25 protein-coding genes, 1 tRNA gene and 1 pseudogene are annotated in these 22,638 nt (G+C 69.0%); 15 read left to right on the top strand and 12 right to left on the bottom strand.

The features are described from left to right. Positions 1 to 88: 88 nt before the first annotated feature. Both FHQ07_RS12320 and upp read left to right on the top strand, forming a co-directional pair. Positions 89 to 1,582 (top strand): aminotransferase class III-fold pyridoxal phosphate-dependent enzyme, encoded by a 1,494-nt coding sequence (locus FHQ07_RS12320; protein ID WP_139717117.1) that lies wholly within the window; start codon positions 89 to 91, stop codon positions 1,580 to 1,582. An 82-nt stretch (positions 1,583 to 1,664) separates the two neighbouring features. Further along, positions 1,665 to 2,297 (top strand): uracil phosphoribosyltransferase, encoded by a 633-nt coding sequence (upp, locus tag FHQ07_RS12315; protein WP_139717115.1) that lies wholly within the window; start codon positions 1,665 to 1,667, stop codon positions 2,295 to 2,297. Positions 2,298 to 2,304: 7 nt separating this feature from the next. On the opposite strand, the gene FHQ07_RS12310 is transcribed toward upp, so the two are convergent. Beyond that, positions 2,305 to 2,691 carry an MAPEG family protein gene (locus FHQ07_RS12310; RefSeq protein WP_139717113.1) on the bottom strand — a complete coding sequence of 129 codons (387 nt, stop codon included), beginning with the start codon at positions 2,689 to 2,691 and terminating at the stop codon, positions 2,305 to 2,307. 9 nt (positions 2,692 to 2,700) lie between these two features. After that, on the bottom strand, positions 2,701 to 3,591 hold the full coding sequence (locus FHQ07_RS12305) for an MBL fold metallo-hydrolase (protein WP_139717112.1): 891 nt from the start codon (positions 3,589 to 3,591) through the stop codon (positions 2,701 to 2,703). A gap of 68 nt (positions 3,592 to 3,659) precedes the next feature. Between FHQ07_RS12305 and FHQ07_RS12300 the strand changes: the two genes are divergently transcribed. Further along, a complete protein-coding gene (locus FHQ07_RS12300; protein ID WP_139717110.1) occupies positions 3,660 to 4,400 on the top strand; it encodes an SEL1-like repeat protein in 741 nt (246 codons plus the stop codon). A gap of 24 nt (positions 4,401 to 4,424) precedes the next feature. Here FHQ07_RS12300 and ggt read toward each other — a convergent pair whose 3' ends face one another. From ggt to rsmD, 5 genes are all read right to left on the bottom strand, one after another. Further along, on the bottom strand, positions 4,425 to 6,146 hold the full coding sequence (gene ggt, locus FHQ07_RS12295) for a gamma-glutamyltransferase (protein WP_139717108.1): 1,722 nt from the start codon (positions 6,144 to 6,146) through the stop codon (positions 4,425 to 4,427). Continuing rightward, entirely contained in the window at positions 6,143 to 6,397 is a 255-nt protein-coding gene (locus tag FHQ07_RS12290) for a YfhL family 4Fe-4S dicluster ferredoxin (protein WP_139717106.1), read from the bottom strand. The genes ggt and FHQ07_RS12290 overlap by 4 nt, the downstream gene beginning before the upstream one ends. A gap of 57 nt (positions 6,398 to 6,454) precedes the next feature. Then, positions 6,455 to 6,934 (bottom strand): hypothetical protein, encoded by a 480-nt coding sequence (locus FHQ07_RS12285; RefSeq protein WP_139717104.1) that lies wholly within the window; start codon positions 6,932 to 6,934, stop codon positions 6,455 to 6,457. Positions 6,935 to 7,006: 72 nt separating this feature from the next. Continuing rightward, positions 7,007 to 7,504 carry a pantetheine-phosphate adenylyltransferase gene (coaD, locus tag FHQ07_RS12280; RefSeq protein ID WP_139717102.1) on the bottom strand — a complete coding sequence of 166 codons (498 nt, stop codon included), beginning with the start codon at positions 7,502 to 7,504 and terminating at the stop codon, positions 7,007 to 7,009. 21 nt (positions 7,505 to 7,525) lie between these two features. Then, on the bottom strand, positions 7,526 to 8,125 hold the full coding sequence (gene rsmD / locus FHQ07_RS12275; protein ID WP_139717100.1) for a 16S rRNA (guanine(966)-N(2))-methyltransferase RsmD: 600 nt from the start codon (positions 8,123 to 8,125) through the stop codon (positions 7,526 to 7,528). Between the two features lie 87 nt (positions 8,126 to 8,212). Here rsmD and ftsY point away from each other — a divergent pair. The 4 genes and pseudogenes from ftsY to FHQ07_RS12260 all read left to right on the top strand — a co-directional run. Beyond that, a pseudogene (gene ftsY / locus FHQ07_RS12270) lies at positions 8,213 to 9,286 on the top strand (signal recognition particle-docking protein FtsY); the annotation flags it as partial. Beyond that, positions 9,283 to 10,566: an AsmA family protein gene (locus FHQ07_RS14590; RefSeq protein WP_240703489.1), complete on the top strand. Its 1,284-nt coding sequence runs from the start codon at positions 9,283 to 9,285 to the stop codon at positions 10,564 to 10,566. The pseudogene ftsY and the gene FHQ07_RS14590, both read left to right, overlap by 4 nt. Continuing rightward, positions 10,563 to 11,606, top strand: coding sequence for an A/G-specific adenine glycosylase (gene mutY / locus FHQ07_RS12265; protein ID WP_240703488.1), 1,044 nt, complete (start codon positions 10,563 to 10,565; stop codon positions 11,604 to 11,606). Before FHQ07_RS14590 ends, mutY begins: the two co-directional genes overlap by 4 nt. Before the next feature lie 2 nt (positions 11,607 to 11,608). After that, positions 11,609 to 11,881, top strand: coding sequence for an oxidative damage protection protein (locus FHQ07_RS12260; protein ID WP_139717095.1), 273 nt, complete (start codon positions 11,609 to 11,611; stop codon positions 11,879 to 11,881). Here FHQ07_RS12260 and FHQ07_RS12255 read toward each other — a convergent pair. After that, positions 11,860 to 12,279 (bottom strand): DUF6491 family protein, encoded by a 420-nt coding sequence (locus FHQ07_RS12255; RefSeq protein WP_139717093.1) that lies wholly within the window; start codon positions 12,277 to 12,279, stop codon positions 11,860 to 11,862. The two genes, FHQ07_RS12260 and FHQ07_RS12255, sit on opposite strands and share 22 nt — an antisense overlap. Before the next feature lie 145 nt (positions 12,280 to 12,424). Here FHQ07_RS12255 and FHQ07_RS12250 point away from each other — a divergent pair. The 7 genes from FHQ07_RS12250 (at position 12,425) to aqpZ (ending at position 18,212) form a co-directional block, all read left to right on the top strand. Continuing rightward, positions 12,425 to 12,500, top strand: a tRNA-Phe gene (locus FHQ07_RS12250). A 106-nt stretch (positions 12,501 to 12,606) separates the two neighbouring features. Then, entirely contained in the window at positions 12,607 to 12,795 is a 189-nt protein-coding gene (locus FHQ07_RS12245) for a hypothetical protein (protein WP_139717091.1), read from the top strand. 1 nt (position 12,796) lies between these two features. Next, entirely contained in the window at positions 12,797 to 13,273 is a 477-nt protein-coding gene (locus tag FHQ07_RS12240; RefSeq protein ID WP_139717089.1) for a hypothetical protein, read from the top strand. A 170-nt stretch (positions 13,274 to 13,443) separates the two neighbouring features. Next, positions 13,444 to 15,234 (top strand): acyl-CoA dehydrogenase C-terminal domain-containing protein, encoded by a 1,791-nt coding sequence (locus FHQ07_RS12235; RefSeq protein ID WP_139717087.1) that lies wholly within the window; start codon positions 13,444 to 13,446, stop codon positions 15,232 to 15,234. A 93-nt stretch (positions 15,235 to 15,327) separates the two neighbouring features. Continuing rightward, the gene (locus tag FHQ07_RS12230; RefSeq protein ID WP_139717085.1) at positions 15,328 to 15,993 is read left to right on the top strand and encodes an HNH endonuclease; all 666 of its coding nucleotides are present in this window, start codon (positions 15,328 to 15,330) and stop codon (positions 15,991 to 15,993) included. Between the two features lie 285 nt (positions 15,994 to 16,278). After that, positions 16,279 to 17,379, top strand: coding sequence for a hypothetical protein (locus FHQ07_RS12225; protein ID WP_139717083.1), 1,101 nt, complete (start codon positions 16,279 to 16,281; stop codon positions 17,377 to 17,379). Between the two features lie 98 nt (positions 17,380 to 17,477). Further along, positions 17,478 to 18,212 carry an aquaporin Z gene (gene aqpZ / locus FHQ07_RS12220; RefSeq protein ID WP_139717081.1) on the top strand — a complete coding sequence of 245 codons (735 nt, stop codon included), beginning with the start codon at positions 17,478 to 17,480 and terminating at the stop codon, positions 18,210 to 18,212. 69 nt (positions 18,213 to 18,281) lie between these two features. On the opposite strand, the gene FHQ07_RS12215 is transcribed toward aqpZ, so the two are convergent. Genes FHQ07_RS12215 through FHQ07_RS12200 form a run of 4 tightly spaced genes read right to left on the bottom strand, consistent with a single transcriptional unit; the run spans position 18,282 to position 22,050 of the window. Then, positions 18,282 to 18,875 (bottom strand): class I SAM-dependent methyltransferase, encoded by a 594-nt coding sequence (locus FHQ07_RS12215; RefSeq protein WP_139717079.1) that lies wholly within the window; start codon positions 18,873 to 18,875, stop codon positions 18,282 to 18,284. A gap of 24 nt (positions 18,876 to 18,899) precedes the next feature. Further along, positions 18,900 to 21,032, bottom strand: coding sequence for a bifunctional 23S rRNA (guanine(2069)-N(7))-methyltransferase RlmK/23S rRNA (guanine(2445)-N(2))-methyltransferase RlmL (gene rlmKL, locus FHQ07_RS12210; RefSeq protein ID WP_139717077.1), 2,133 nt, complete (start codon positions 21,030 to 21,032; stop codon positions 18,900 to 18,902). Further along, positions 21,029 to 21,559, bottom strand: coding sequence for an alpha/beta hydrolase (locus tag FHQ07_RS12205; RefSeq protein WP_139717075.1), 531 nt, complete (start codon positions 21,557 to 21,559; stop codon positions 21,029 to 21,031). The genes rlmKL and FHQ07_RS12205 overlap by 4 nt, the downstream gene beginning before the upstream one ends. Then, on the bottom strand, positions 21,556 to 22,050 hold the full coding sequence (locus tag FHQ07_RS12200) for an MOSC domain-containing protein (protein ID WP_139717074.1): 495 nt from the start codon (positions 22,048 to 22,050) through the stop codon (positions 21,556 to 21,558). The genes FHQ07_RS12205 and FHQ07_RS12200 overlap by 4 nt, the downstream gene beginning before the upstream one ends. Positions 22,051 to 22,072: 22 nt before the next feature. On the opposite strand from FHQ07_RS12200, the gene FHQ07_RS12195 reads away from it, so the two are divergent. Next, positions 22,073 to 22,630: an N-acetylmuramoyl-L-alanine amidase gene (locus FHQ07_RS12195; RefSeq protein ID WP_139717072.1), complete on the top strand. Its 558-nt coding sequence runs from the start codon at positions 22,073 to 22,075 to the stop codon at positions 22,628 to 22,630. Positions 22,631 to 22,638: the final 8 nt, after the last annotated feature.

Genomic DNA, 22,638 nt, shown 5'->3' with positions numbered 1-22,638 from the left:
GTTATTCGGCCGGATCATCCCTATCGAATGGCAGGGGAACGGCGATAATGCTCGTTTCCGCATTTGTGCCCGCACCCAGGAGGCCGCCATGACCCTGCTCGATACCCTCGCCCCGCTGCGCGCCCACGGCAAGACCCGCACCACCGGCCTGGACGATGCCAGCGTGCTCGCCTTCGCCGCCCGCGACCCGCAGCTGGCCGACGCCATCCATGCCGCCGCCGCCGAGTACGCGCTGGTGCGCGCCGACTTCCCGGAACTGCTGGACCTGGATGAAGACGCGCAGCGCGCGCAGGTCCAGTCCGGCTTCGTCAATTTCTATTCGCAGGACAACGCCAACCCGTACGTGGCGCTGACCGCGCGCGGCCCGTGGATCGTGACCCTGAAGGGCGCGGTGGTGTACGACACCGGCGGCTACGGCATGCTCGGCCTGGGCCATGCGCCGGCCGCGGTGATCGAGGCGATGGCCAAGCCGCAGGCGATGGCCAACATCATGACCCCGCACGTCTCGCAGCTGCGCTTCGCCAATGCGATGCGCAAGGAAATCGGCCAGACCCGCGGCGGCTGCCCCTACGCCGCCTTCCTGTGCCTGAACTCGGGTTCGGAATCGGTCTCGCTGGCGGCGCGCATCGTCGATGCCAATGCCAAGACCCTGACCGACCCGGGCGCGCGCCACGCCGGCAAGGCGATCAAGCGCGTCGTCGTGAAGGGCGCCTTCCACGGCCGCACCGAGCGCCCGGCGTTGTATTCGGATTCCAGCCGCAAGGCCTACGTCGAGCACCTGGCCAGCTTCCGCGGCGAGGATTCGGTGATCGCGGTCGCGCCGTACGACACCGCCGCGCTGCGCAAGGCCTTCGCCGATGCCGACGCCAACGGCTGGTTCATCGAGGCGATGTTCCTGGAACCGGTGATGGGCGAAGGCGACCCGGGCCGCAGCGTGCCGGTCGAGTACTACAACCTGGCGCGCGAGCTGACCCGCGGCCACGGCAGCCTGCTGCTGGTCGATTCGATCCAGGCCGGCCTGCGCGCCACCGGCTACCTGTCGATCGTCGACTACCCCGGCTTCGAACAGGCCGAGGCGCCGGACATGGAAACCTATTCCAAGGCGCTCAACGCCGGCCAGTACCCGCTGTCGGTGCTCGCCGTCACCGAAGCCACCGCCGCGATCTACAAGCGCGGCCTGTACGGCAACACCATGACCGCCAACCCGCGCGCGCTGGACGTGGCCTGCGCGGTGCTCGGTGCGATCACGCCGGCACTGCGCAGCAACATCCAGCAGCGCGGCAAGCAGGTGCTGGCACTGCTGGAAGCGCTGAAGGCCGAGACCGACGGCCGCATCACCAAGGTGCAGGGCACCGGCCTGCTGTTCTCCTGCGAGCTGGCCGCCGGCTACAAGGGCTACGGCACCGGCTCCACCGAGGAATGGATGCGCGAACAGGGCATCGGCGTGATCCACGGCGGCGAGAACTCGCTGCGCTTCACCCCGCACTTCGCGGTGAGCGAGGACGAGCTGAAGCTGGTGGTGGCGATGGTCAAGCGCGCCCTGCTGGAAGGCCCGCGCGTGGAGCAGGCCGCCGCGGCCTGATTTGCGCATCTCGCGGCATCGAACAGGGCGGCCAGTGGCTGCCCTGTTCTGTTTTGGGCCCCGCCTGCGCTAGCCTGCGCGGATGAAGACCGTCGAAGTCCGCCATCCGCTCATCCAGCACAAGCTCGGCAAGCTGCGCGACATCGGCACCGATCCGGTGCTGTTCCGCCAGCTGGCCAGCGAGATCGCCGCGATGCTCGCCTACGAGGCCACCCGCGACATGCCGGTGGAAACCCGCAGCGTACCCACCTGGGCCGGGCCATTGGACGTGGCGCACGTGCGCGGCGAAAAGGTCACGCTGGTGCCGATCCTGCGCGCGGGCCTCGGCTTCCTGCCCGGCGTGCAGGCGATGCTGCCGTCCGCCGCGGTCAGCGTGATCGGCCTGCGCCGCAACGAGACCACGCACCAGCCGGAAACCTATTACGAGCGGCTGGCCGACCACATGGGCCAACGCACGGCGATGCTGATCGACCCGATGCTCGCCACCGGCGGCAGCGCGATCGCCGCCATCGACATGCTCAAGGCCGCCGGCTGCACGCGCTTCAAGTGCCTGTTCCTGGTCGCCGCGCCGGAAGGCCTGCGCGCACTCGAAACCGCGCATCCGGACATCGAGGTCTACGTCGCCGCGATCGACCAGCGCCTCAACGACGATGCCTACATCCTGCCCGGGCTGGGCGATGCCGGCGATCGTTTGTTCGGTACGCCGGTGGATTGAGCCGCGCTCAGCGCAGCGCCAGCCACAGGCCCGCCAGGGCCATCAGCAGCAGCGACAGCCAGGTCAGCGAGGTACCCCAGAAGCGCCCGAACGAGTAGCCGCCGTGGCGTGACAACCCGGCGGCATGCAACAGCCGGCCGAGCAGCAGGACGCTGCCGAAGCTCCAAACCCCGACCGCCGGCAAGCCGCACAGCTCCAGCATCGCCAGCAACAGCAGTGCCAACGGCACATGCTCGATGAAGTTGCCGTGCACGCGGATCCTGCGCGCGAGCAGCTTGTCGCCGCCATCGCCCAGGCCGATCTTGTGCGCATGCCGGTACCGCGCGATCGGCACCGCCAGCGCCAGCAACAACAAGGCGTGCAAGGCGGCGAACAACAGGGTGATCTTGGGCATCGTCAGGGCTCAGGCGACAAGTGCGCGGGCATGCAATTCCGCGTGTTCGTGCGTGGTTCCGAACTTGCCCTTCTCGTCGCGGGCGACCTGCGCCAGCGCGCAGCCCGGATCGTGGGTGAAGAACAGATGCACGTTGCGCGCCAGCTTGTCCTCGAGGAAGGCGCGCTTCTCGTCGATCAGCAGCTCGGCGTTGCGGTCGTAGCCCATGGTGATCGGCACGTGCACCCACGGCCGGCCGGGAATGAGGTCCGCGCAGAACACCACGCCGCCGTGCGCTTCGCCATCCACGATTTCGGGCCCGACGATCTCCGCCAGCAACAGCCCCGGCGTGTGCCCGTCGCTGTGGTGGAAGCGCACGCTGTCGCCCAGCGCCCGCGAGGAATCGCCATCGACGATTTCCAGCCGCCCGCTGGCTTCCAGCAAACCCGGCAATTCGGGGATGAAGCTGGCGCGATCGCGCGGATGCGGAGCGCGCGCGCGCTGCCAGTGCTGCGCACCGACGATGTAGGCGGCGTTCGGGAACAGCAGGCGCGGCGGTTCGCCCTCTTCCCATGCCGCCAGCAAGCCGCCGGCGTGGTCGAAATGCAGGTGCGAGAGCACGACGACATCGATGTCCTCATGCCTGAAGCCGGCCTCGCCCAGCGATTCCAGCAACACGTGCCGCGCTTCCTGCACGCCGTAGCGTTCGCGCAGCGCAGGCGGAAAGAACGCGCCGATGCCGGTCTCGAACAGCACCGTCTTCCCGTTCAGCGGTGACGCCAACAGCGCGCGGCAGGCCAGCTCGATGCGGTTGCCGTCGTCGACCGTGGTCCAGCGCTGCCACATCGCCTTCGGCGCGTTGCCGAACATCGCGCCGCCGTCGAGCTTTTGCGAATTGCCGAGGATCGACCAGAGTTTCATGGCGTTCGTCCCTGATTTGCGCTTCCCGCACTTGCAAGGCGGCGGACGCGGGAGTAGTAGGGAATTCCGTGGGCGCGGGCTCACGGGAGGAGCCGATGGGCGCACGGACCTTGCTCTGCCTATTGTCCTGCATTTGCGCGTCTGCGGCCGTGCAGGTCGCCGGCGCGCAGTCGCGAGCGGGCCATTTCGCCGATATCGAACGCATCGCCTGCGCCGCGGGCGCCGAGCGCTACCTGCCAGGCGATTACTACTTCTGCGCGGGCAACAAGGCTCTGCAGGAGGGCAATCCGCGCAAGGCGCGCGCGATGTACGAGGAATCCGCGCGGTGGGGCGACAAGCGCGCCATGTTCAACCTCGGCCTGCTGCTGGTGCGCGGCGATACCTTGGCCCGGGACGAACCGCTGGGGCTAGCATGGCTGGCCCTGTCCGCCGAACGCAAGCAGGACCGGATGCAGCGCGAAGTACTGGCGAGCAGGTGGCGCGAGGCGAATTCCGAGGTTCGAGATGCCGCCAACGCGCTGTGGAACCGCATGAAGTTCGAATACGCCGACCGTTTCGTCTTGCCACGCGCACAGCAACGCTACGAGCGCGAGAGCCGCCAGCTACGCCAGGAACTCCTGCACGATCCGCTTTTGCGGATCCAGATCTCCGGGATCGACCGCCCGATGGGCGGGACCCAGGCCGTCCAACTGCTGGACCAGGCCGCCGCCGAAACCATCCTGCGCCCGCTGCCGGGCGGCGCGCCGGGCGAAGTCACCGTGGGCGACCCCGAAACCATCCGTGAACAGGCCGGACCGACGAAGCCCTGACGCGACCGCCTGCATGGCCAAACGCTAGGGCGATGCCAGCACTTCCGCCTTGCCGACGCCGTTGCGTGGGTCGCTGCCAGCGCTGAGCGAGTTGCCGCGCCTGTCCCACAGCACCGTGTTCATGTTGCCCCAGGCATCGCTGGAACGCCGGCCCTGGTTGTCTTCGCCGGGCACGGTGACGACGTGGCCCATCGCCCGCAGTGCGGCGACCACGTCGGCCGGCAGGGCATCGCGCTCGGTATCGACCACGTCCGGCCACCACTGGTGGTGGTAGCGCTTGAGCGCGGCCACCTGCGGCGCATCCAGGCCGTCCGCGTAGCCGAGCATGCCGAGCAGCACCATGGTGATGATGCGGGTGCCGCCCGGCGTGCCGATCACCGCCACCTTGTCCGCGTTCGACATGAAGGTCGGCGTCATCGAGCTGAGCATGCGCTTGCCCGGCTTGGGTGCGTTCGCTTCGTAGCCCATCACGCCGAAGGCGTTCGGCGTGCCCGGCTTCAGCGCGAAATCGTCCATCTCGTTGTTGAGCAAGACGCCGGTGCCGGAGGGGATCAGGCCCGAGCCGAACAGCAGGTTCACGGTCTGCGTCACCGCGGCGCGGTTGCCTTCGGCGTCGATGATCGAGAAGTGGGTGGTTTCCTCGTCTTCCAGCGGGGTCGGTTCGCCGGACAGCAGGTCGCTGGGGGTGGCCTTGTCCGGATGGATGGTCGCGCGCAGGCCCGCGGCATAGTCCGGATCCATCAGGGTCTTCACCGGGATCTTCACGAAATCCGGATCGCCGAGGTAGAAGGTGCGGTCGCGGAAGGCACGCCGCATGGCCTCGACCACCAGGTGCACGCGCTCCGCCTGCGGCAGCCTGGCCAGGTCCCACGGCTCCAGGATCTGCAACATCTCGGCCAGCGCGATGCCGCCGGAGGACGGCGGCGGCGCGGTCACGATGTCCCAGCCGTCGTATTCGAAGCGCAGCGGTTCGCGTTCCTTGACCCGGTAGCCGGCGAGTTCGTCCGCGGTCCAGTGGCCGCCGGCCTTGTTCACGCCCGCGATCAGTTTCTTCGCGGTATCGCCGCGATAGAAGCCATCGAAACCCTTCGCCGCCAGCAGTTCCAGCGTGCGCGCCAGTTCCGGCTGCTTGAACAATTCGCCTTCCTTCGGCGCATGGCCATTGCGCAGGAACACCTCGCGCGTGCCCGGATAGCGCTGCATGACCTCGCTGCGCTCTGCATAGCCGCGGGCGAAGCGGCCATAGACCGGGAAGCCGTCGCGGGCGATGCGGATCGCCGGCGCCAGCGTCTGTTTCAGCGGCAACCGGCCGTACTGTTCCGCCACGTGCACCAGTGCCGCCGGCAAGCCGGGGATGCCCGCCGCCCACGGCCCGTTTTCGGCGCGATCGCGATCGAGGCCGCCAGTCTTGTCCAGGTATTTGTCCGGGGTGGCCGCTGCCGGCGCGGTTTCGCGCGCATCGACGAATACGTCCTTGCCGGTCCTGGCATCGTGCAGCAGGAAGAAACCGCCGCCGCCCAGGCCGGAGCTGATCGGCTCCACCACCGACAGCACCGAGGACACCGCGACCGCCGCATCGAAGGCATTGCCGCCCTGCTTCAGGGTCTGGATGCCGGCTTCGGTGGCGAGTGAATGCGCCGATGCCACCGCTGCGCCCGGCGGCTTACGCGCGTCCGCCGCGGCGGATTGGGCGAATGCCGAAACCGGCAGCAGCAGGGCCAATACGAAGATCGCGAAACGGTTCATGGCGCGCCTCCCTGCAGTCTCGCCAGCTTGGCCAGCAACTGTTCGTTGGTTTCCGGATGCTCCGGATCGGGATCGATGCATTCCACCGGGCACACCACCACGCATTGCGGCTCGTCGTGGTGGCCGACGCATTCCGTGCACAGGGCGGGATCGATCACGTAGATGTCCGGCCCCATCGAGATCGCCTTGTTCGGGCAGACAGGCTCGCAGACGTCGCAGTTGACGCAGAGTTCGTTGATCTTCAGCGACATCGTGGGGATGGGCCGCAAGGCCCGCCCTTCGCGGCGGAAGGGCGGACCGTCGTGCGCTTACTTGGTCTGGACGAAGACGTACTTCACGCCGGCCGCCTTGGATGCGGCCTCGACCTTCATGCTGTCCTCGGCCTTGCCGACGAACACGACCTTGACGTTCTTCAGCGAACCCGCCGGCACGTGGCCGAAGCCGGTCACCGCCAGCTCGCCGATCTTGGCCGACGACGGCGAGGCGAACACCAGCATGTTGCCCTCGACGATGCCGCGGCCGAGGTCGCCTTCGACCTTCTCCAGCAGGCGTTCGTACTGGCCGCCGAAGCCTTCGCTGCTTTCGCCGGGCAGGAAGTAGACGTACGGGCTGTTGGTGATGCCGTCCATGTTGCGCTTGGCCACGTCGGTGACGTAGGCGCGCCATGCGGCCACGTCGTCGGTGGTCGGCGCGGTCAGCGGCGCGGCTTCGACCACCTTCGGCGCTTCTTCCTTCTTGCATGCGGCGAACGGCAGGGCCAGGCAGGCGATCACAAGCATGCGGGTCATCGTGTTCATAAGCTCTCCCCTCGTTCTACGGTAATGGTGCGTTTTCGCGGTGCTGCGGTTGTGGTGCGCGGCTCAGCCTTGCCTGCCGCGCCATTGCGCCTCGAGCGCCGCGGCGACCGCCACGGGCACGAAGCCGGACACGTCGCCGCAGAGGCGCGAGATCTCGCGCACCAGCGACGACGAAATGAAGCCGTATTGCTCGGCCGGGGTCAGGAACAGGGTCTCGACCTCGGGGATCAGGTGGCGGTTCATGCTCGCCATCTGGAATTCGTATTCGAAGTCGGACACCGCGCGCAAGCCGCGCAGCAGCACCCCGGCATCGCATTCGCGGACGAAATGCGCCAGCAGCGAATCGAAGCCGCGCACTTCCACGTTCGGGCAGCCGGCCAGCGCATCGCGCGCCAGTTGCACGCGCAGCTGCAGCGGCAGCGCCGGCCCCTTGGACGGACTGGCGGCCACGCCGACGATCAGCTTCTCGAACAACGGCGACGCGCGTTCGACGAGGTCCACGTGGCCATTGGTGATCGGGTCGAAAGTGCCCGGGTAGACCGCAACGCGCCTGGCAGTCATGTCGTGGCTGGATCGCCGCCGTTAAGGAACTTGCGCAAGTGTAACGCGCCGGTACAGCGCATAGCGCACCTCGCGGGTGCCGCTTTCGCGATGCAATGCCCATTCCGCGGGCAGCAGGGGCGTATGGTCGGCGGGGCTTTCGAGGTAGAGCCAGGCATCGGCGGCCATGCGTGCCGGCAACAATCCAAGCACCGCCGGCCACAGGTTGGCGCCGAACGGCGGATCGACGAAGGCGATGTCGTAGCGTTCGCCATCGCCCGCGCCCAGCCAGGCCAGCGCGTCGCCTTGCCGCACCTGCACCTCCGCACTAGCACCCAACCGCGCCGCCGTGGACTCCAACGCCTGCGCGAGCTGCGGATCGGCCTCCACCAGGCGCGCCGAGGCCGCGCCGCGCGACACGGCTTCAAGCCCCAGCGCCCCGCTGCCCGCGAACAGATCCAGCACCTTCGCCCCCGGCAGCACCGGCATCAGCCAGTTGAACAGGGTCTCGCGGACGCGGTCGGAGGTCGGCCGCAGGCCCGGCTTGTGCGGCACCTGCAAGCGGGTGCCGCGCCAACGGCCGCCGATGATGCGCACGCTGCCGGCGGCCTCGCCGCGACTTGGCCGGGGTGGTTTGTTCATCGGGGCGGAAGGAAGGCGGGTGCTACCATGCGCGCCATTCTCCGACATTCCCCCGGCCTCATGGTCAGCTGGTTCCGCCGCAAGAAACCCGATGCGCCCGAGCGCGCAGCGGAGGCGACCCAACCCGACGTTTCCACCGCCCCCGCCGCTTCTGACAGCCGAATGGCTGTCCAAGCCGCGCCGGCCGCACCCGAGCTCGAGGCGCCGGCCGGGCACGCCCCGCGGGAGCCGGCAGCAGCGGCCGCCGGCAAACTCGGCTGGATGCAGCGGATCGGCAAGCTGCTGAATACCGACGTGGCCGAGCTGATCGGCCGCAATCCGGTACTCGACGACGACCTGCTCGACGAGATCGAGACCGCGCTGATCACCGCCGACGTCGGCGTGACCGCCAGCACCGAGCTGACCGAAAAACTGCGCAAGCGGATGAAGGCGCGCGAGTTCGCCGACGCGCGCGCCTTGCTCAAGGCGTTGCGCGCGGAACTCGTGGCGATGCTGGCGCCGGTGGCGAAACCGCTTGAGATCGACACCAGCCGCAGGCCGTTCGTGATCCTCACCGTCGGCGTCAACGGCGTCGGCAAGACCACCACCATCGGCAAGCTGGCGCGCCGCTACAAGGACGAAGGCCGCAGCCTGATGCTGGCCGCCGGCGACACCTTCCGCGCCGCCGCGGTCGCACAGCTGCAGGCCTGGGGCGAGCGCAACGGCGTTGCGGTGGTCGCACAGGGACAGGACGCGGATCCGGCCTCGGTCGCCTTCGATGCGCTGCAGGCGGCGAAGGCGCGCGGCACCGAAGTGCTGATCGCCGATACCGCCGGCCGCCTGCACACGCAGCAAGGCCTGATGGCCGAGCTCGGCAAGATCCGCCGCGTGCTGGGCAAGCTGGATGCGGAGGCGCCGCACGAGGTGCTGATGGTGATCGACGGCACCACCGGCCAGAACGCGATCTCGCAACTGCGCCAGTTCAACGCCGCGGTGAACGTCACCGGCCTCGTGGTCACCAAGCTCGACGGCACCGCCAAGGGCGGCGTGGTATTCGCCCTGGCGCGCGAGTTCGGCATCCCGATCCGCTACGCCGGCATCGGCGAGCGCCCGGAGGACCTGCGCGTGTTCGATGCCGAGGCGTTCGTCGACGCCATGCTCCCGGAGAGCCTGGGCGGGTGAACACCAGCGCGACGGAGCCGAGCATCCCGGCCCTTCGCCGCCTGCTGCGGATCACGGCCATCGCCAGCGTCGTCCTGATGCTGCTGGTCGCGCTGCTCGCCTGGTTGATGCAGCCGCCGCGCGCCACCGGCTTCCTGCTGGACAAGGTCGGCGATGCGCTCGGCTTGCGCATCACCGCCTCGGGCGCAGTCGACTATCGCCTGCGCGGCACGCCGCAACTGCTGCTGCACGACGTCGTCGTCCAGCGCCCCGGCGATCCGGCGCCGCTGCTGCGCGCCGAACGCGTGTTCGTCTCGCTGCCGTGGCGCACGATCCGCGCACGCGGCGACGACCTCACCGTGCAACGCGTCGAACTCGATGCGCCGGTGCTGGACGTGCCGGCGCTGCAGCGCTGGCTGGCCACCCGCCCGCCCAGCGAAACCCGCATCCCCACCCTGCGCGATGGCCTGCGCATCGTGCGCGGCCGCATCGTCAACGACGACTGGAGCATCGACGGCATCGACATCGCCCTGCCCTCGCTGTCGCCGACAACCCCGGTGAACACCAAGCTGCGCGGCCGCTACCTCGATCCGCCGACGCGGATCCCGTTCGACCTCGACATCGCCCTCAGCAAGCCGGAGAACGGCGCCGGCATCGCCGCGATCGGCGGCATCACCATCGAAGGCGAGGGCTGGAAGCTGCCGGCGCGGGTGCGGCTGTCCGGGCCGCTGCGCCTTGGCGACGACGAAGTGCGGATGTCGCCGGCGAAGATCGGCATGTCCGCGCGCTATGTCTCGGCCGGCTCGGACCTGCCATTCACGCTCGGCGCGTTCGGCCCGTTGCTGTTCGACGAAGCGGTATGGTCGCTGGATCCGGCCGCGCTGGTGCTGGATGGCGAAGGCGCGATCCCGGATGCGCAGGCGCGCGGCGCGCTGGCGCTGGGCCGGCGGCTGGTGCTGCGGCTCGATGGCAGCATCGACGCGTGGCCGCAGCAATGGCCCAGCTTGCCGCCACCGTTGTCGGCATCCACGTCCGCGATGCCGTTCGCGCTGGACTATGCCGGCCGCGTCGATTTCAGCGACATGGCATCGCTGCAGGTGCGCCGCGACGACACCGCGCTCGACGCACGCTTCCGCCTGCCCGTCGTACTGGACTGGATGAATGCCGATGCGGGCGGCTCGCCATTGCCGCCGCTGCAAGGCAGGCTGCGCACGCCGCGCGTCGAGGTCGCCGGCGCGCGACTGGAAGGCGTGGAAATCGAACTGGACGATCCGGCGATCGCGCCGCTGCCCTCGCCGTGAACATCGAACGCGACTACACCGCGCGCCTGCTCGCGTGGTTCGACCGCCACGGCCGCCACGACCTGCCCTGGCAGCATCCGCGCACGCCGTACCGGGTCTGGCTCAGCGAGATCATGCTGCAGCAGACCCAGGTCGCGGTCGTGATCCCGTATTTCCAGCGCTTCGTCGATGCACTGCCCGACCTGTCATCGCTTGCGAACGCAGCGCAGGACGAGGTGCTGGCGCTGTGGTCCGGACTCGGTTACTACGCCCGCGCGCGCAACCTGCATGCGGCGGCGAAACGTTGCGTCGAACTGCACGATGGCGACCTGCCGCGCGATCTCGAGGCGCTGGTCGCCCTGCCCGGCATCGGCCGCAGCACCGCCGGCGCGATCCTCTCGCAGGCCTGGGGCGATGCCGCGCCGATCCTCGACGGCAACGTCAAGCGCGTGCTGAGCAGGTTGTTCGGCATCGAAGGCTGGCCCGGCACGCCCGCGGTCGAGAAGAGATTGTGGGGCATCGCGGCATCGCTGCTGCCGGATGCACGGCTCGCCGACTACACCCAGGCGCAGATGGATTTCGGCGCGACCCTGTGCACGCGCGCCGACCCGGCCTGTGCGATCTGTCCCTTGCAGGATGGTTGCACCGCGCTGCGCGAAGGCCGCGTCGCCGAACTGCCGTCGCCTAAACCGGGCAAGCCGCTGCCGGAACGCTTGGCGCACATGCTCGTCATCGAGGACGAATCGCAGCGCGTATTGCTGCAACGTCGCCCCTCGACCGGCGTGTGGGCATCGCTGTGGTCGCTGCCGGAACATGCCGACATCGCCGATGCGCGGCACTGGTTCGAGCGCCATGTCGATGGCGATTTCGATGCCGCGCGCAGCGGCGACGCCATGGTCCACGGCTTCAGCCACTACCGGCTGCGGATCCATCCGCACCGCATCGCCGGGGTGCGGCCGCGCGACGCGGTCGGCGATAATGGCGATCTACGCTGGGCAGCGCGCGCGGAACTCAAGGCCATCGGCCTGCCCGCACCGGTGCGGCGATTGCTGGAGGAATGACGATGGCGCGGATGGTGTTCTGCGAAGTGGACCAGATCGAAACCGAGGGCCTGGATTTCGCCCCCTGGCCCGGCGAAGCCGGCAAGCGCGTGTTCGCCAGCGTCGGCAAGCCGGCCTGGCAGCGCTGGCTGGCGCACCAGACCATGCTGATCAACGAGAACCGGCTGTCGCCGCTCAACCCGCAGCACCGCGCCTTGTTGGAAGGCGAGATGCTGAAGTTCCTGTTCGGCGGCGGCGCGGAAAAGCCGGCGGGTTACGTGCCCTCCGACGCCTGAGCGCGCAGCGCCGCCTCGGTCGCACGCACCGCCTGCACGTCGACCGGGCGGATTTCCTCGATCCTGCAACTCACCGGGGAACCGTCAGTCAGGATGCGATCGAGCTTCGCCATCACGTACGGACCGGTCGAACTCAACCGCAATACCGGCGACGCACTGCCCCAATCCAGGCACGGGCCAGAGACCTTCATCAGCCAGGTTTCCTTCGGCCGCATGCTGAGCAGGACGTGCTCGTCGTCGATGCGGTCCCAGCCCATCGCGTTGTAGAAGCGGATCTGCTTCACCGGTGCACCCGAATGCGCCTGGTACATGGCCAGGCGATCCGCATCGCTGGCGCGGTTGGTCGCGCAGGCGCCAAGGCCAAGCACGGCGAGCATCGGGATGATCAGGGCTTTCATGGCGGTCTCCGGCAGTGGTGGCGATGATCTTGCTCCCCGCTCGCCCAACGGATGCTTTACCCGGCGCAGCGCGTTCAGCGGCCGTCCGGCTTGCCCTGCCCGGCTTCGCCCCGTATCATGCGCGGCTCGTTTCACCGGCTGCACTGGCCGGGTAGCTCAGTTGGTAGAGCAGGGGATTGAAAATCCCCGTGTCGGGGGTTCGATTCCCTCCCCGGCCACCATTCCGGTGAACGATCGCGAACCCCACCATGTGCGGGGTTTTTGCCTTGTGTCGCATGCGTCGCATGCCCGGTGTATGTTCGCACTCCACGACCACGGAGCCGCCGCATGGACATCCACGACACCGCCTTCGCCCTGTACGTTTCGCTGGCCGGGAAACAGGATCTGTCCAATGCCAGCGACGAAACCCGCGCCGCGCTCGGGCGCGAGGCCTACAGGCTGGCGGAAGCGTTCGTCATCGCCAAGGACACCTACATCCGCGAACTGCCGGCCAGCCAGCTCGATGCGGGCTTCTGAGGTGCGCATCCCGCGTTTCGCCGCGATCGCCACCGTGGCCCTGCTGCTGGCCGGTTGCGGCAGCGGCGGCCCGGTCCGGCGGATCTCCGAGCCTGCGGCCAGCATCCAGCAGCTGACCGTGCGCGCGGATGGCCGCTGGGAGGTGGAAGTGCGGCTGAACAACTTCAGCAGCGTGCCGATGCGCTTCACCGCCAGCAACATCCAGGTCGCCTTCGACAACGGCGCGGCGGCAACCCTGCAGGCGCAGCCGCAGATCGCGATCGGCCCGGAATCGGCCGACGTGTTCACCACCACGGTGTCGCCGCTGGCGGAAGGCCGCGCGCGCATCGCCACCGCGCTGGCCGATGGCCGCAGCCTCAACTACACCCTGGGCGGCACGGTCGATGCAGGCCCCGAAGACGGCAAGCCGCGCAGCTACAAGATCAAGCTCAGCAGCGCCCTGACCCCGGTGCCCGGCCTGCCCGGCGTGCTGCGCTAGCGCAGGCGTGCTGCGCTAGCGCATGGGAATTGCGGGGCGCGAGGGATTGCGCTTACGCGCAAGGGGCTGCGCTGGCGCGCAAGGGATTGCGCTGGCGCGTTTGAAGATTTCACTCTAATCGGGTGGCGCAGACTCGGTGCCATCCCAACGATTGATCGCCGAGGCACCGCATGAGCAGCTACAAGGCCCCGCTGGACGACATCCGCTTCGCCCTGTTCGACGTGCTGGACAGCGAGGCGACCTTCGCCAGGCTCGGCTTCGCCGATGCCAACCGCGAGCTGGTCGATGCGGTGATCGACGAGGCCGCGCGTTTCGCCGAAACCGTGCTGGCGCCGCTCAACAAGGTCGGCGACGAGGTCGGCTGCAAGTTCGACCCGGCCAGCGGCGACGTGGCGGTCCCGCCCGGCTTCAAGCAGGCCTTCGACCAGTTCGTCGAAGGCGGCTGGACCGGCCTGACCAACGAGCCCGAGCACGGCGGCCAGGGCATGCCGGCCGCGCTGGGCGGCGTGCTCACCGAACTGGTGGACAGCGCCAACCTGGCCTGGGGCAATTTCCCGATGCTCTCGCACGGCGCGGTCAAGGCGCTCGAGACCTATGGCGAGGACTGGCAGAAGGAAGCGTTCCTGAAGCCGCTGGTGGCCGGCACCTGGACCGGCACCATGTGCCTGACCGAACCGCATTGCGGCACCGACCTCGGCCTGCTCAAGACCAGGGCGGTGCCGAACGGCGACGGCAGCTACGCGATCACCGGCACCAAGATCTTCATCACCGCCGGCGAGCACGACATGTCCGGCAACATCGTCCACCTGGTGCTGGCCAAGCTGCCGGACGCGCCGCCCGGCGCCAAGGGCATCTCGCTGTTCGTCACCCCGAAGTTCAAGGTCGCGCGCGATGGCTCGGTCGGCGAGCGCAATGCGCTGCGCTGCGGCTCGATCGAACACAAGATGGGCATCCACGGCTCCGCCACCTGCGTGATGAACTTCGACGGCGCGCAGGGCTACCTGGTCGGCGAGCCGCACAAGGGCCTGCAGGCGATGTTCGTGATGATGAACTCCGCGCGCCTCGGCGTCGGCGTGCAGGGCCTGGGCCTGTCCGAGCGCGCCTACCAGAACGCGCTGCGCTATTCGCGCGAACGCCTGCAGTCGCGTTCGCTGTCCGGCCCGAAGAATCCCGACAAACCGGCCGATCCGATCATCGTCCATCCCGACGTGCGGCGCATGCTGCTGTCGCAGAAGGCGCTGGTCGAAGGCGGCCGGCTGCTGTCGCTGCACGCCTATTCGCTGCTCGACGCCGCCGAACACGAAGCCGACCCCGCCGCGCGCGAACGCGCCGACACCCTGGTGAGCTTCCTTACCCCGATCTCCAAGGCCTGCCAGACCGAGTGGAGCATCGAGAACACCTACAACGCCTTGCAGTGCTTCGGCGGCCATGGCTACATCGCCGAGCACGGCATGGAGCAGTACGCCCGCGATGCGCGCATCACCACCCTGTACGAAGGCACCACCGGGATCCAGGCGCTGGACCTGATCGGGCGCAAGACCGCGGCTTCGCAGGGCGCCGGCTTGAAACTGTTCCTCGGCATGATCGAGGAGTTCGCCAAGGCGCACGAAGGCGATGCCGCATTGGCCGAGTTCATCGGCCCGCTGCGCGCCAAGGCCGCCGAATGGGGCAAGCTCACCATCGACACCCTGCAGCGCGCCGCATCGAATCCGGAAGAGCTGGGCGCGGCGAGCTACGACTACCTGTTCTATTCCGGCTACGTGGTGCTGGCCTACTGGTGGGCGCGCAGCGTGGCCGCCGCCGAGGCCTCGCCCAGGTCGCAGGCGTTCAAGGACGCCAAGCGCGAAACCGCCCGCTTCTACTTCGCCCGCATCCTGCCGCGCACGCTTGCGCACAAGGCCGCGATCGACAGCGGCGCGGCGCCGCTGATGGCGATGCCGGCGGAACTGTTCGGCGACTGACCCGCTCCAACCCGCCGGCGGCCGCTCGCCGCCGGCAGCCCGCGACGGGCTTGTACACAAACGGTCACCAAAGGCGTATAAGCTGGTTTCCCGATGGAGACCGATAGCGCAACGCTACGTCCGGTCCTGACCGGATCCCGAACCGCGATCGATGTTGCGGACGGGCTCCTGCCCCCCGCTTCCGTCCTGCGTTTCCCCGGCCTGCGCCTGCTCGGGCTCGATGCCCATGGCCGTGCGCTGGACTGGATGAGCTGGCAGGACGCGACCTGCCTGTACGCGCGCGGCGCGGTGGCCTGGACCCTGGGCGAGCCCTGCCTGGAGATCCACGGCGGCACCTGTCGCGCCAGCGGCGAACAAAGCATCGTGCAGCTGCATCCGATCATCGCCGCGCGCGGGCATGCCCGCCCGCAGGCGCTGGATCCCACCCCCGCGCTGACCAATCCCGCGCTGTTCGCGCGGGACCAGGGCCTGTGCCTGTATTGCGGCCGCGAGTTCCATCGCTCCTCGCTGACCCGCGACCATGTGCAGCCGGTGTCCAAGGGCGGCCGCGACATCTGGGAGAACGTGGTCTCCGCCTGCTTCCACTGCAATTCGCGCAAGGGCAACCGCACCCCGCAGCAGGCCGGCATGCCGCTGCTGGCGGTCCCGTACCGGCCGAGCTGGATCGAACACCTGATCCTGTCCAACCGCAACATCCTCGCCGACCAGATGGCCTTCCTGAAGGCGCAACTGCCGAAGAAGACCCGGCTGTTCGCCTGAGCGCAGGCGCGGATGCCCGGCCCGCGCCAGGCGCGGGCGTTCGCGACGCCGCCATCGGCCTGACGTCGATGCCAAGCGGCGTCCCTCACCCTTGCGGACCAGATGGCGTTCCTGAAGGCGCAACTGCCGAAGAAGACCCGGCTGTTCGCCTGAGCGCAGGCGCGCCCAGATGCAGCCGCGAGCTTGCCCATCGACCCGGCTCCGGTCCCGATGTGACGCTGCGCGCGCGTTGACGTGGCGCGCAGGGTTGGCAACACTTCGGTCTTTCCGCAGCGGACGACGGTCATGGCGCTGACCCTGGGCATCACCGGCATGGACAGCAAGACCGAGGCCGACATGCAGGCCGCGTTCAAGGTGGCCAATGCGGAAACCGGCCACAAATGGACGCTGGTCGGCGGCGACAGCGCCGACTACGTGGTCATCGACATGGACAGCCTGTACGGGCCGATGAGCTGGCTGCGGCTGCATGCCGCGGGCCGCAAGGTGATCGGCCTGACCTCGGTGGAACGCAACCAGACCGATTACCGCCTGCCGCGCCCGATCAGCGCCAGCGACCTCACCGTGCTGCTCAGCGAAATCGCCGGCGACATGCCCCCTGCCGAGGCATCGGCGCCACCGCCGGCCGCCTCCACGCCTGCCCCGGCACCCAGCGACCACATGCCGCCCGCGCAAGCGATGCACGTCGATGCGGTCGAAGACGCGCCGGCCGAAGCCCCGGCAATGGCAGCCGCCCCCATCATCGAACCGCAAGCCGCTGCTCCGGAACCGGAACCTGAGCCGGAGCCCGAGCCGGAACCCGTCGCCGACCTGCCCCCGGATCGTCCGCTGGGCGATTGGCTGGGCGCGAACGGGCTGGCACGCCGGGTTCGCCTGCAACGCGATGGCGGCCCGGTGCTGCTGGTCGATCCGCGCAGCAAGGTCTGGCACGGTCCGGCCACGCTCAAGCCGCTGGTCGCGTATTTCGAAGGCACCCTGCTCATCGAGGATTTCGCCACCCCGGATGCCGCCGCATGGGAAGCCGAAGCCGAAAAGATCGGCGCGGCGCAACCGCTGTCGCGCCTGCAATGGCTGGCCGGCCTGCTGGGCGGGCACGGCGCCCTGCTCCCCGGCAACGACCCGGATGGCCACTATCGGTTGACCAAGTGGCCGCAGACCGAACGCGAGTACCCCAAGCACTTCCGCATCGCCACCGCGATGATGAAGGGCCCGGCGACGGTGGCCGAAGTGGCGGAATCCAGCGGCGTCGCGCAAGAGGAAGTCGCCGACTTCATCAATGCCAACCTGGCCACCGGCTACGCCGAATTCGTGCCGCCGGCGCCACCGGAACCGGACACACCGGCGCAGAAACCCGCTGGCGGACTGTTCGGGCGCATCCGCGGCCGCTGAGCGCACCGGCTTAACGCAATTTCCACGCTGCATCCCCAACGATCCAGTACGGTAGCCGGGCGCGCATGCCGCGCGCCAATTCGCATGGGGAGCAAGCGATGATCAAACGACTCGGCGCCGAGTTCATCGGCACGTTCTGGCTGGTGTTGGGCGGTTGCGGCAGCGCGATACTGGCGGCGAAGTTCGGCGGCGACGGCAACCCGCTGGGCATCGGCCTGCTCGGCGTGGCGCTGGCGTTCGGCCTGACCGTGCTGACCGGCGCCTATGCGCTCGGCCACATTTCCGGCGGCCACTTCAATCCGGCGGTGAGCTTCGGACTGTGGGCGGGCGGACGCTTCTCCGCGAAGGACCTGCTGCCCTACATCGTCGCGCAAACCCTCGGCGCGATCCTCGCCGCATGGATCCTGTTCCAGATCGCCAGCGGCGCGGCCGGCTTCGCCATCGACAACACCGCCGCCGGCGCATTCGCCACCAACGGCTTCGACGCATTCTCGCCCGGCGGCTACAACATGGCCTCGGCCTTCCTGTGCGAGGTGGTGATGACCGCGATGTTCCTGGTGATCATCCTCGGCGCGACCCACAAGAACGCGCCGGCCGGCTTCGCCCCGATCGCGATCGGCCTGGGCCTGACCCTGATCCACCTGATCAGCATCCCGGTCACCAATACCTCGGTGAACCCCGCGCGCTCGACCGGCGTTGCGCTGCTGGTCGGCGGCACCCCGCTGTCGCAGCTGTGGCTGTTCTGGGCGGCGCCGATCATCGGCGGCGTGCTGGGCGGCGTGGTCTACAGGTGGTTGGGCCAGCAGGGTCCGGACATCTCCGGCAGCGCGTAAGCGCGTTCCCCCGCGCCAGCGAAAAGGCCGCGCGAGGCGCGGCCTTTTCGCTGGCGCGGGCGGCGGGATTCAGTCCGGCCTGGCGCGTTCGTACACGTAGACCGTCGCTGGCGGCACGTTGCGCAGCACGAATTCGCCCCGCCGCATCCTCAACCCAAGCGCATCCAGCACCGAATCCGAGACCGGCGACACCGGCCCGTAGGTGAACTGGATGAAGCGCCCGTCCGGGCGCAGGCAGGCGAACGCGCTGCGCAGGATCTTGGTCACCAGTTCGCGATCCATCGCCAGCAGGCCCAGCCCGGAAATCACCGCATCGGCGGGACCGGCGGCAAGGAAACCGGCCTCCGCGGCGAGCCGCGGCAGTTCCACCGCGTCGCCCAGTACCAGCAGTTCCTCGGGGAAGCGGCGATGCAGGTGCGCGTGCAGTTCCTCGTTCAATTCCAGCACCAGCAGCGCATCGCCGGCGATGCCATGGCCGACGATGGCGCGGGTGATCGCGCCGGTGCCGCCGCCGAGTTCGATCACCCGCCGGCTACCGGCCGGCAATTCGCCCAGCATCGCCGCGGCCAGTTCGGGGCTGGAGGGCGCGACCGCCGCGGTCTGGCGCGGGTTCTTCAGCCATTGGCCGATGAAACGCAGTTTTTCCGAATGGCGATGGCGCATGGCGCATGGCGTCCCTTGTCCGGCTCAGTCGCGGCGCACGATCCGCCAGGCGCGGTGGATGCGCGGGTTGCGCGCGAAGTCCGGCGGGATGGTCGACGCGCTGATGTCTTCGACCGCGGCGAACGCGGAAAGTGCGGCCTCGTCCAGCCTGAACCGGCGGAAATTGTTGGAGAAGTAGAGCACGCCGCCCGGCGCCAGGCGTTCGGTGCCGGCGCGCAGCAGCCGCACGTGGTCGCGCTGCACGTCGAAGTCGTCGGCACGCTTGGAGTTGGAGAAGGTCGGCGGGTCGCAGAAGATCACGTCGTATTCGCCACGGTCGGCTTCCAGCCACTTCAGCGCATCGGCCTGGGCGATGCGGTGGCGGGTGCCGCCGATATTGTTTTCGCGCAGGTTGTCGGCCAGCCACTCCAGGTAGGTCGCCGACAGGTCGACGCTGGTGGTCTGCGCCGCGCCCTGCACCGCCGCCTGCACGCTGGCCACGCCGGTGTAGCAGAACAGGTTGAGGAAATGCCTGCCGCCCGCTTCCAGCGCCATCCGCGCGCGCAGCGGGCGATGGTCGAGGAACAGGCCGGTATCGAGGTAATCGAACAGGTTGACCCGCAGCGTCGCAGCGCCTTCGGCGACATGCAGGAACTCGCTGCGCTGGTCGAAGCGGCCGTACTTGGAACCGCCCTTGCCGGTGCTGCGGGTCTTCACCGCCACCCGCTCCTTCGGCACCTCGAACACCTCGCGCGCACCGGCCAGCAATTCGTTGAGGCGCTTGCGGGTGGTCGCCTCGGGGATCTCGGTCGGCGCGGCGTATTCCTGCACGTGCAGCCAAATCTCGTCGTCGGTGGTCGTGTAGACGTCGACCGCGCAGGCGTATTCGGGGATATCGGCATCGTAGGCGCGGAAACAGCTCACGCCTTCCTGCTGCCGCCAGCGCTTCAGCTTGTCGAGGTTCTTGCGGATCCGGTTCGCGACCATCTGCGCCCCTTCGCCGAGCTCGCGCTTCCGGGTTTCCTCGCGCACCGGCAGCGCGACCGGATCGCAGACGATCAGGCTGCATTCGATCGGGCCGTTGAACAGCTGGTAGCGCTTCTGCGCACGCAGGCCGGTGGCGCGCGCCAGCTCGAAGTCGCCGCACAGCAGGCTGGCGCACCAGTTTGGCGTCGCGCGCTTGAGCGCATCGCCCAGTGCGCGGTACAGCGCGGGATCGGCGGCAAGCCGGGCGTCGTAGGGCGGATTGCAGGCGACCACGCCGCGCCGGTTGTCCTGCACCGGCAGATCGGCCACATCGCGCACGGCGAAGGAGATCGCATCGTCCACGCCCGCGGCCTGCGCGTTCTCGCGCGCGGCGCGGATCGCATGCGGGTCGAGGTCGCTGCCGGTGAAGCACGGCCGCAACGCTGCGCGACCCTTCGACTCGCGTTCGATCGCTTCGATTTGCAGGGCCTTCCAGGCTTCCACGTCGAACCCGGCCCAGCGGGTCGGCAAGGCATCGCCCAGACGCATCAGGCCAGGCGCCACGTCCGCAGCCATCAGCGCGCCCTCGATCAGCAAGGTGCCGCTGCCGCACATCGGGTCGAGCAGGTCGCCGCCATCGGCATAGGCCTGCGGCCAGCCGCCTCGCAACAGCACCGCCGCCGCGAGGTTCTCCTTCAGCGGCGCCTCGCCCTGCGCGCGCCGCCAGCCGCGGCGATGCAGCGAACCGCCGCCGAGGTCGATGGACAGCGTGGCCTGGCCCTTGCGCACGACCAGGTTGATGCGCACGTCCGGCGATTCGACATCCACGTCCGGTCGCGCGCCGGTCTTCGCGCGCAGCGTATCGACGATGCCGTCCTTGACGCGCTGCGCGGCGTAGCGCGCATGGGTGATCGCATCGCCGGACACATGCGCGTCCACCGCGATGCTGTGCGCCGGATCGAGGTGCTGCGTCCAGTCGACCGCGGCCACGCCGGCATACAGCGCGTGTTCGTCCGGACAGGCGAATTCGGCGATCGGCCACAGCACGCGGCTGGCCAGTCGCGACCACAGCACCGCGCGCTGCGCGTCGGCCAGTTCGCCTTCGGCATTGGCGCCGGCGACCGCCGCGGTGGCGCGGGTGCAGCCCAGCGCGACCAGTTCGTCGGCCAGCAGGTATTCCAGGCCCTTGCCGCAACTCGCGAAGAACTTCATGCGGACAGGCCTGCGAGCAATTCCGCGAACGCATCCGCGCTCGCTTGCACGTGCTCGGACAAGCGGTGCGAATCGTCGACCAGCAGCAGCCGCGCCTTGCGTGCCTGCGCCCAATCGACCACCTGCTGCGCCGGGATCAGTTCATCGTGCCAGCCGTGGATGATCGAGGTCGGCACGGCCGCCGCGTCCAGCATCGGCGCGGGTCCCATGTGGATCGGCGGCGCCATCAGGAACAAGCCGCGCAGCGGCACGTCCAGCGACACCCGCGCCGAGATCCATGCCCCGAGGCTGGAACCGGCGAGCACCACCGGACCGTGGCTCGCCGCGTCATGCGCGATCTGCTGCAGGCGTTGCAATCGCGCCAACACATCGCCGAATGGACTGACCTCGCGCATGGCATCGAGATCGGTGTAGTCCGGACGTTCATGGGTCCAGCCCAGGCGCTCCGCAGCGTCCGCCAGCGCGGTGACCTTGGTCGCGTCCGGGCCGCTCTCGAAACCGTGCGAGAGGATGCAGTGGCCCTTCATTCGGCCACCACCTCGTCGCTGACGCGGATCGCGCCGCCTTCGAGAATCCGCGCGCACAACCCGCCCATGCCGCGCATCGCGTTGTAGCCGCCCGGGCCCAGCGCGGCTTCCATGCGCGAACACGGATCGCAGGCGTCGGTGCCTTCCAGCAGCACCTCGCCGATGCGGAAGCGACGGCCCTTCAACGCCACCAGCGGGATGCCGGAGACCAGCAGGTTGCGGCGGAACGTCGCGGGCGCGATCTCGGCATGCCCGGACAATGCCGCGATCACCGGCAGGTGTTCGGCCTGGATCAGGGTCACGCCGCGCTTGCCGCTGCCGCCGCTGTAGCGATCCCCTGCGAGCCCGCCGCCGGTTGCGGCTTCGACCATGTCGACTGCCCGCATCGGCACGTCGCGGGCCGGCCGCAGGCCGATCCATTGCACGCGACCGGCGCGCGGAAACTGGCCGAACAGGCGGCCGAGTTCGGAATCTTGGGGGGGTTGGCGCATGCGCGAATGCTAGCATCGCCGCATGCCAGAGCCCCTGATCCAGCGCCAGCCGTTGCCCTATGCCGATGCGCTGACCGCGCGTGACGCGGGCCAGATCGACCTGGTGGTGATCCACTGCACCGAGCTGCCCGACCTCGCGACCGCGCGCGAGTACGGCGAGCGCGTGCTGTACGCCAGCGGCACCGGCAATAGCGGGCATTACTACATCGACCGCGACGGCAGCATCCTCGAGTACGTCGATCCGTCGCGCATCGCCCACCACACCCGCGGCTACAACCCGCGCAGCATCGGCATCGAACTGGTCAACACCGGCCGCTACCCGCATTGGCTGGACTCGCGCCGGCAGGCGATGGACGAGGCCTATACCGAGGCGCAGGTCGAATCGCTGATTTCCCTGCTGGGCGAACTGCAAGCGCGGATCCCGTCGCTGCGCCTGATCGCCGGGCACGAAGACCTGGACCTGGATGAAGTCGAGGCCAGCGACGACCCGTCGCTGAAGGTGCGCCGCAAGCGCGATCCGGGCCCGCAGTTCCCGTGGACGCGCGTGCTGCAAGGCGTGCCCTTGCAACGCGTGGCCTGAACCCCTCG

It is taken from the genome of Thermomonas aquatica (assembly GCF_006337105.1).
Lineage (GTDB): Bacteria > Pseudomonadota > Gammaproteobacteria > Xanthomonadales > Xanthomonadaceae > Thermomonas > Thermomonas aquatica.
The sequence above is the reverse complement of the archived record's forward strand: the minus strand, read 5'-3'. Positions and strand labels throughout refer to the sequence as shown.

Excerpts from the sequence above, each read along its gene's own strand:
- FHQ07_RS12320 (WP_139717117.1), top strand. The coding sequence starts at position 89 with ATGACCCTGCTCGATACCCTCGCCCCGCTGCGCGCCCACGGCAAGACC.
- upp (WP_139717115.1), top strand. The coding sequence starts at position 1,665 with ATGAAGACCGTCGAAGTCCGCCATCCGCTCATCCAGCACAAGCTCGGC.
- FHQ07_RS12310 (WP_139717113.1), bottom strand. The coding sequence starts at position 2,691 with ATGCCCAAGATCACCCTGTTGTTCGCCGCCTTGCACGCCTTGTTGTTG.
- FHQ07_RS12305 (WP_139717112.1), bottom strand. The coding sequence starts at position 3,591 with ATGAAACTCTGGTCGATCCTCGGCAATTCGCAAAAGCTCGACGGCGGC.
- ggt (WP_139717108.1), bottom strand. The coding sequence starts at position 6,146 with ATGAACCGTTTCGCGATCTTCGTATTGGCCCTGCTGCTGCCGGTTTCG.
- FHQ07_RS12290 (WP_139717106.1), bottom strand. The coding sequence starts at position 6,397 with ATGTCGCTGAAGATCAACGAACTCTGCGTCAACTGCGACGTCTGCGAG.
- FHQ07_RS12285 (WP_139717104.1), bottom strand. The coding sequence starts at position 6,934 with ATGACCCGCATGCTTGTGATCGCCTGCCTGGCCCTGCCGTTCGCCGCA.
- coaD (WP_139717102.1), bottom strand. The coding sequence starts at position 7,504 with ATGACTGCCAGGCGCGTTGCGGTCTACCCGGGCACTTTCGACCCGATC.
- rsmD (WP_139717100.1), bottom strand. The coding sequence starts at position 8,125 with ATGAACAAACCACCCCGGCCAAGTCGCGGCGAGGCCGCCGGCAGCGTG.
- FHQ07_RS12260 (WP_139717095.1), top strand. The coding sequence starts at position 11,609 with ATGGCGCGGATGGTGTTCTGCGAAGTGGACCAGATCGAAACCGAGGGC.
- FHQ07_RS12255 (WP_139717093.1), bottom strand. The coding sequence starts at position 12,279 with ATGAAAGCCCTGATCATCCCGATGCTCGCCGTGCTTGGCCTTGGCGCC.
- FHQ07_RS12245 (WP_139717091.1), top strand. The coding sequence starts at position 12,607 with ATGGACATCCACGACACCGCCTTCGCCCTGTACGTTTCGCTGGCCGGG.
- FHQ07_RS12235 (WP_139717087.1), top strand. The coding sequence starts at position 13,444 with ATGAGCAGCTACAAGGCCCCGCTGGACGACATCCGCTTCGCCCTGTTC.
- FHQ07_RS12230 (WP_139717085.1), top strand. The coding sequence starts at position 15,328 with ATGGAGACCGATAGCGCAACGCTACGTCCGGTCCTGACCGGATCCCGA.
- FHQ07_RS12225 (WP_139717083.1), top strand. The coding sequence starts at position 16,279 with ATGGCGCTGACCCTGGGCATCACCGGCATGGACAGCAAGACCGAGGCC.
- aqpZ (WP_139717081.1), top strand. The coding sequence starts at position 17,478 with ATGATCAAACGACTCGGCGCCGAGTTCATCGGCACGTTCTGGCTGGTG.
- FHQ07_RS12215 (WP_139717079.1), bottom strand. The coding sequence starts at position 18,875 with ATGCGCCATCGCCATTCGGAAAAACTGCGTTTCATCGGCCAATGGCTG.
- rlmKL (WP_139717077.1), bottom strand. The coding sequence starts at position 21,032 with ATGAAGTTCTTCGCGAGTTGCGGCAAGGGCCTGGAATACCTGCTGGCC.
- FHQ07_RS12205 (WP_139717075.1), bottom strand. The coding sequence starts at position 21,559 with ATGAAGGGCCACTGCATCCTCTCGCACGGTTTCGAGAGCGGCCCGGAC.
- FHQ07_RS12200 (WP_139717074.1), bottom strand. The coding sequence starts at position 22,050 with ATGCGCCAACCCCCCCAAGATTCCGAACTCGGCCGCCTGTTCGGCCAG.
- FHQ07_RS12195 (WP_139717072.1), top strand. The coding sequence starts at position 22,073 with ATGCCAGAGCCCCTGATCCAGCGCCAGCCGTTGCCCTATGCCGATGCG.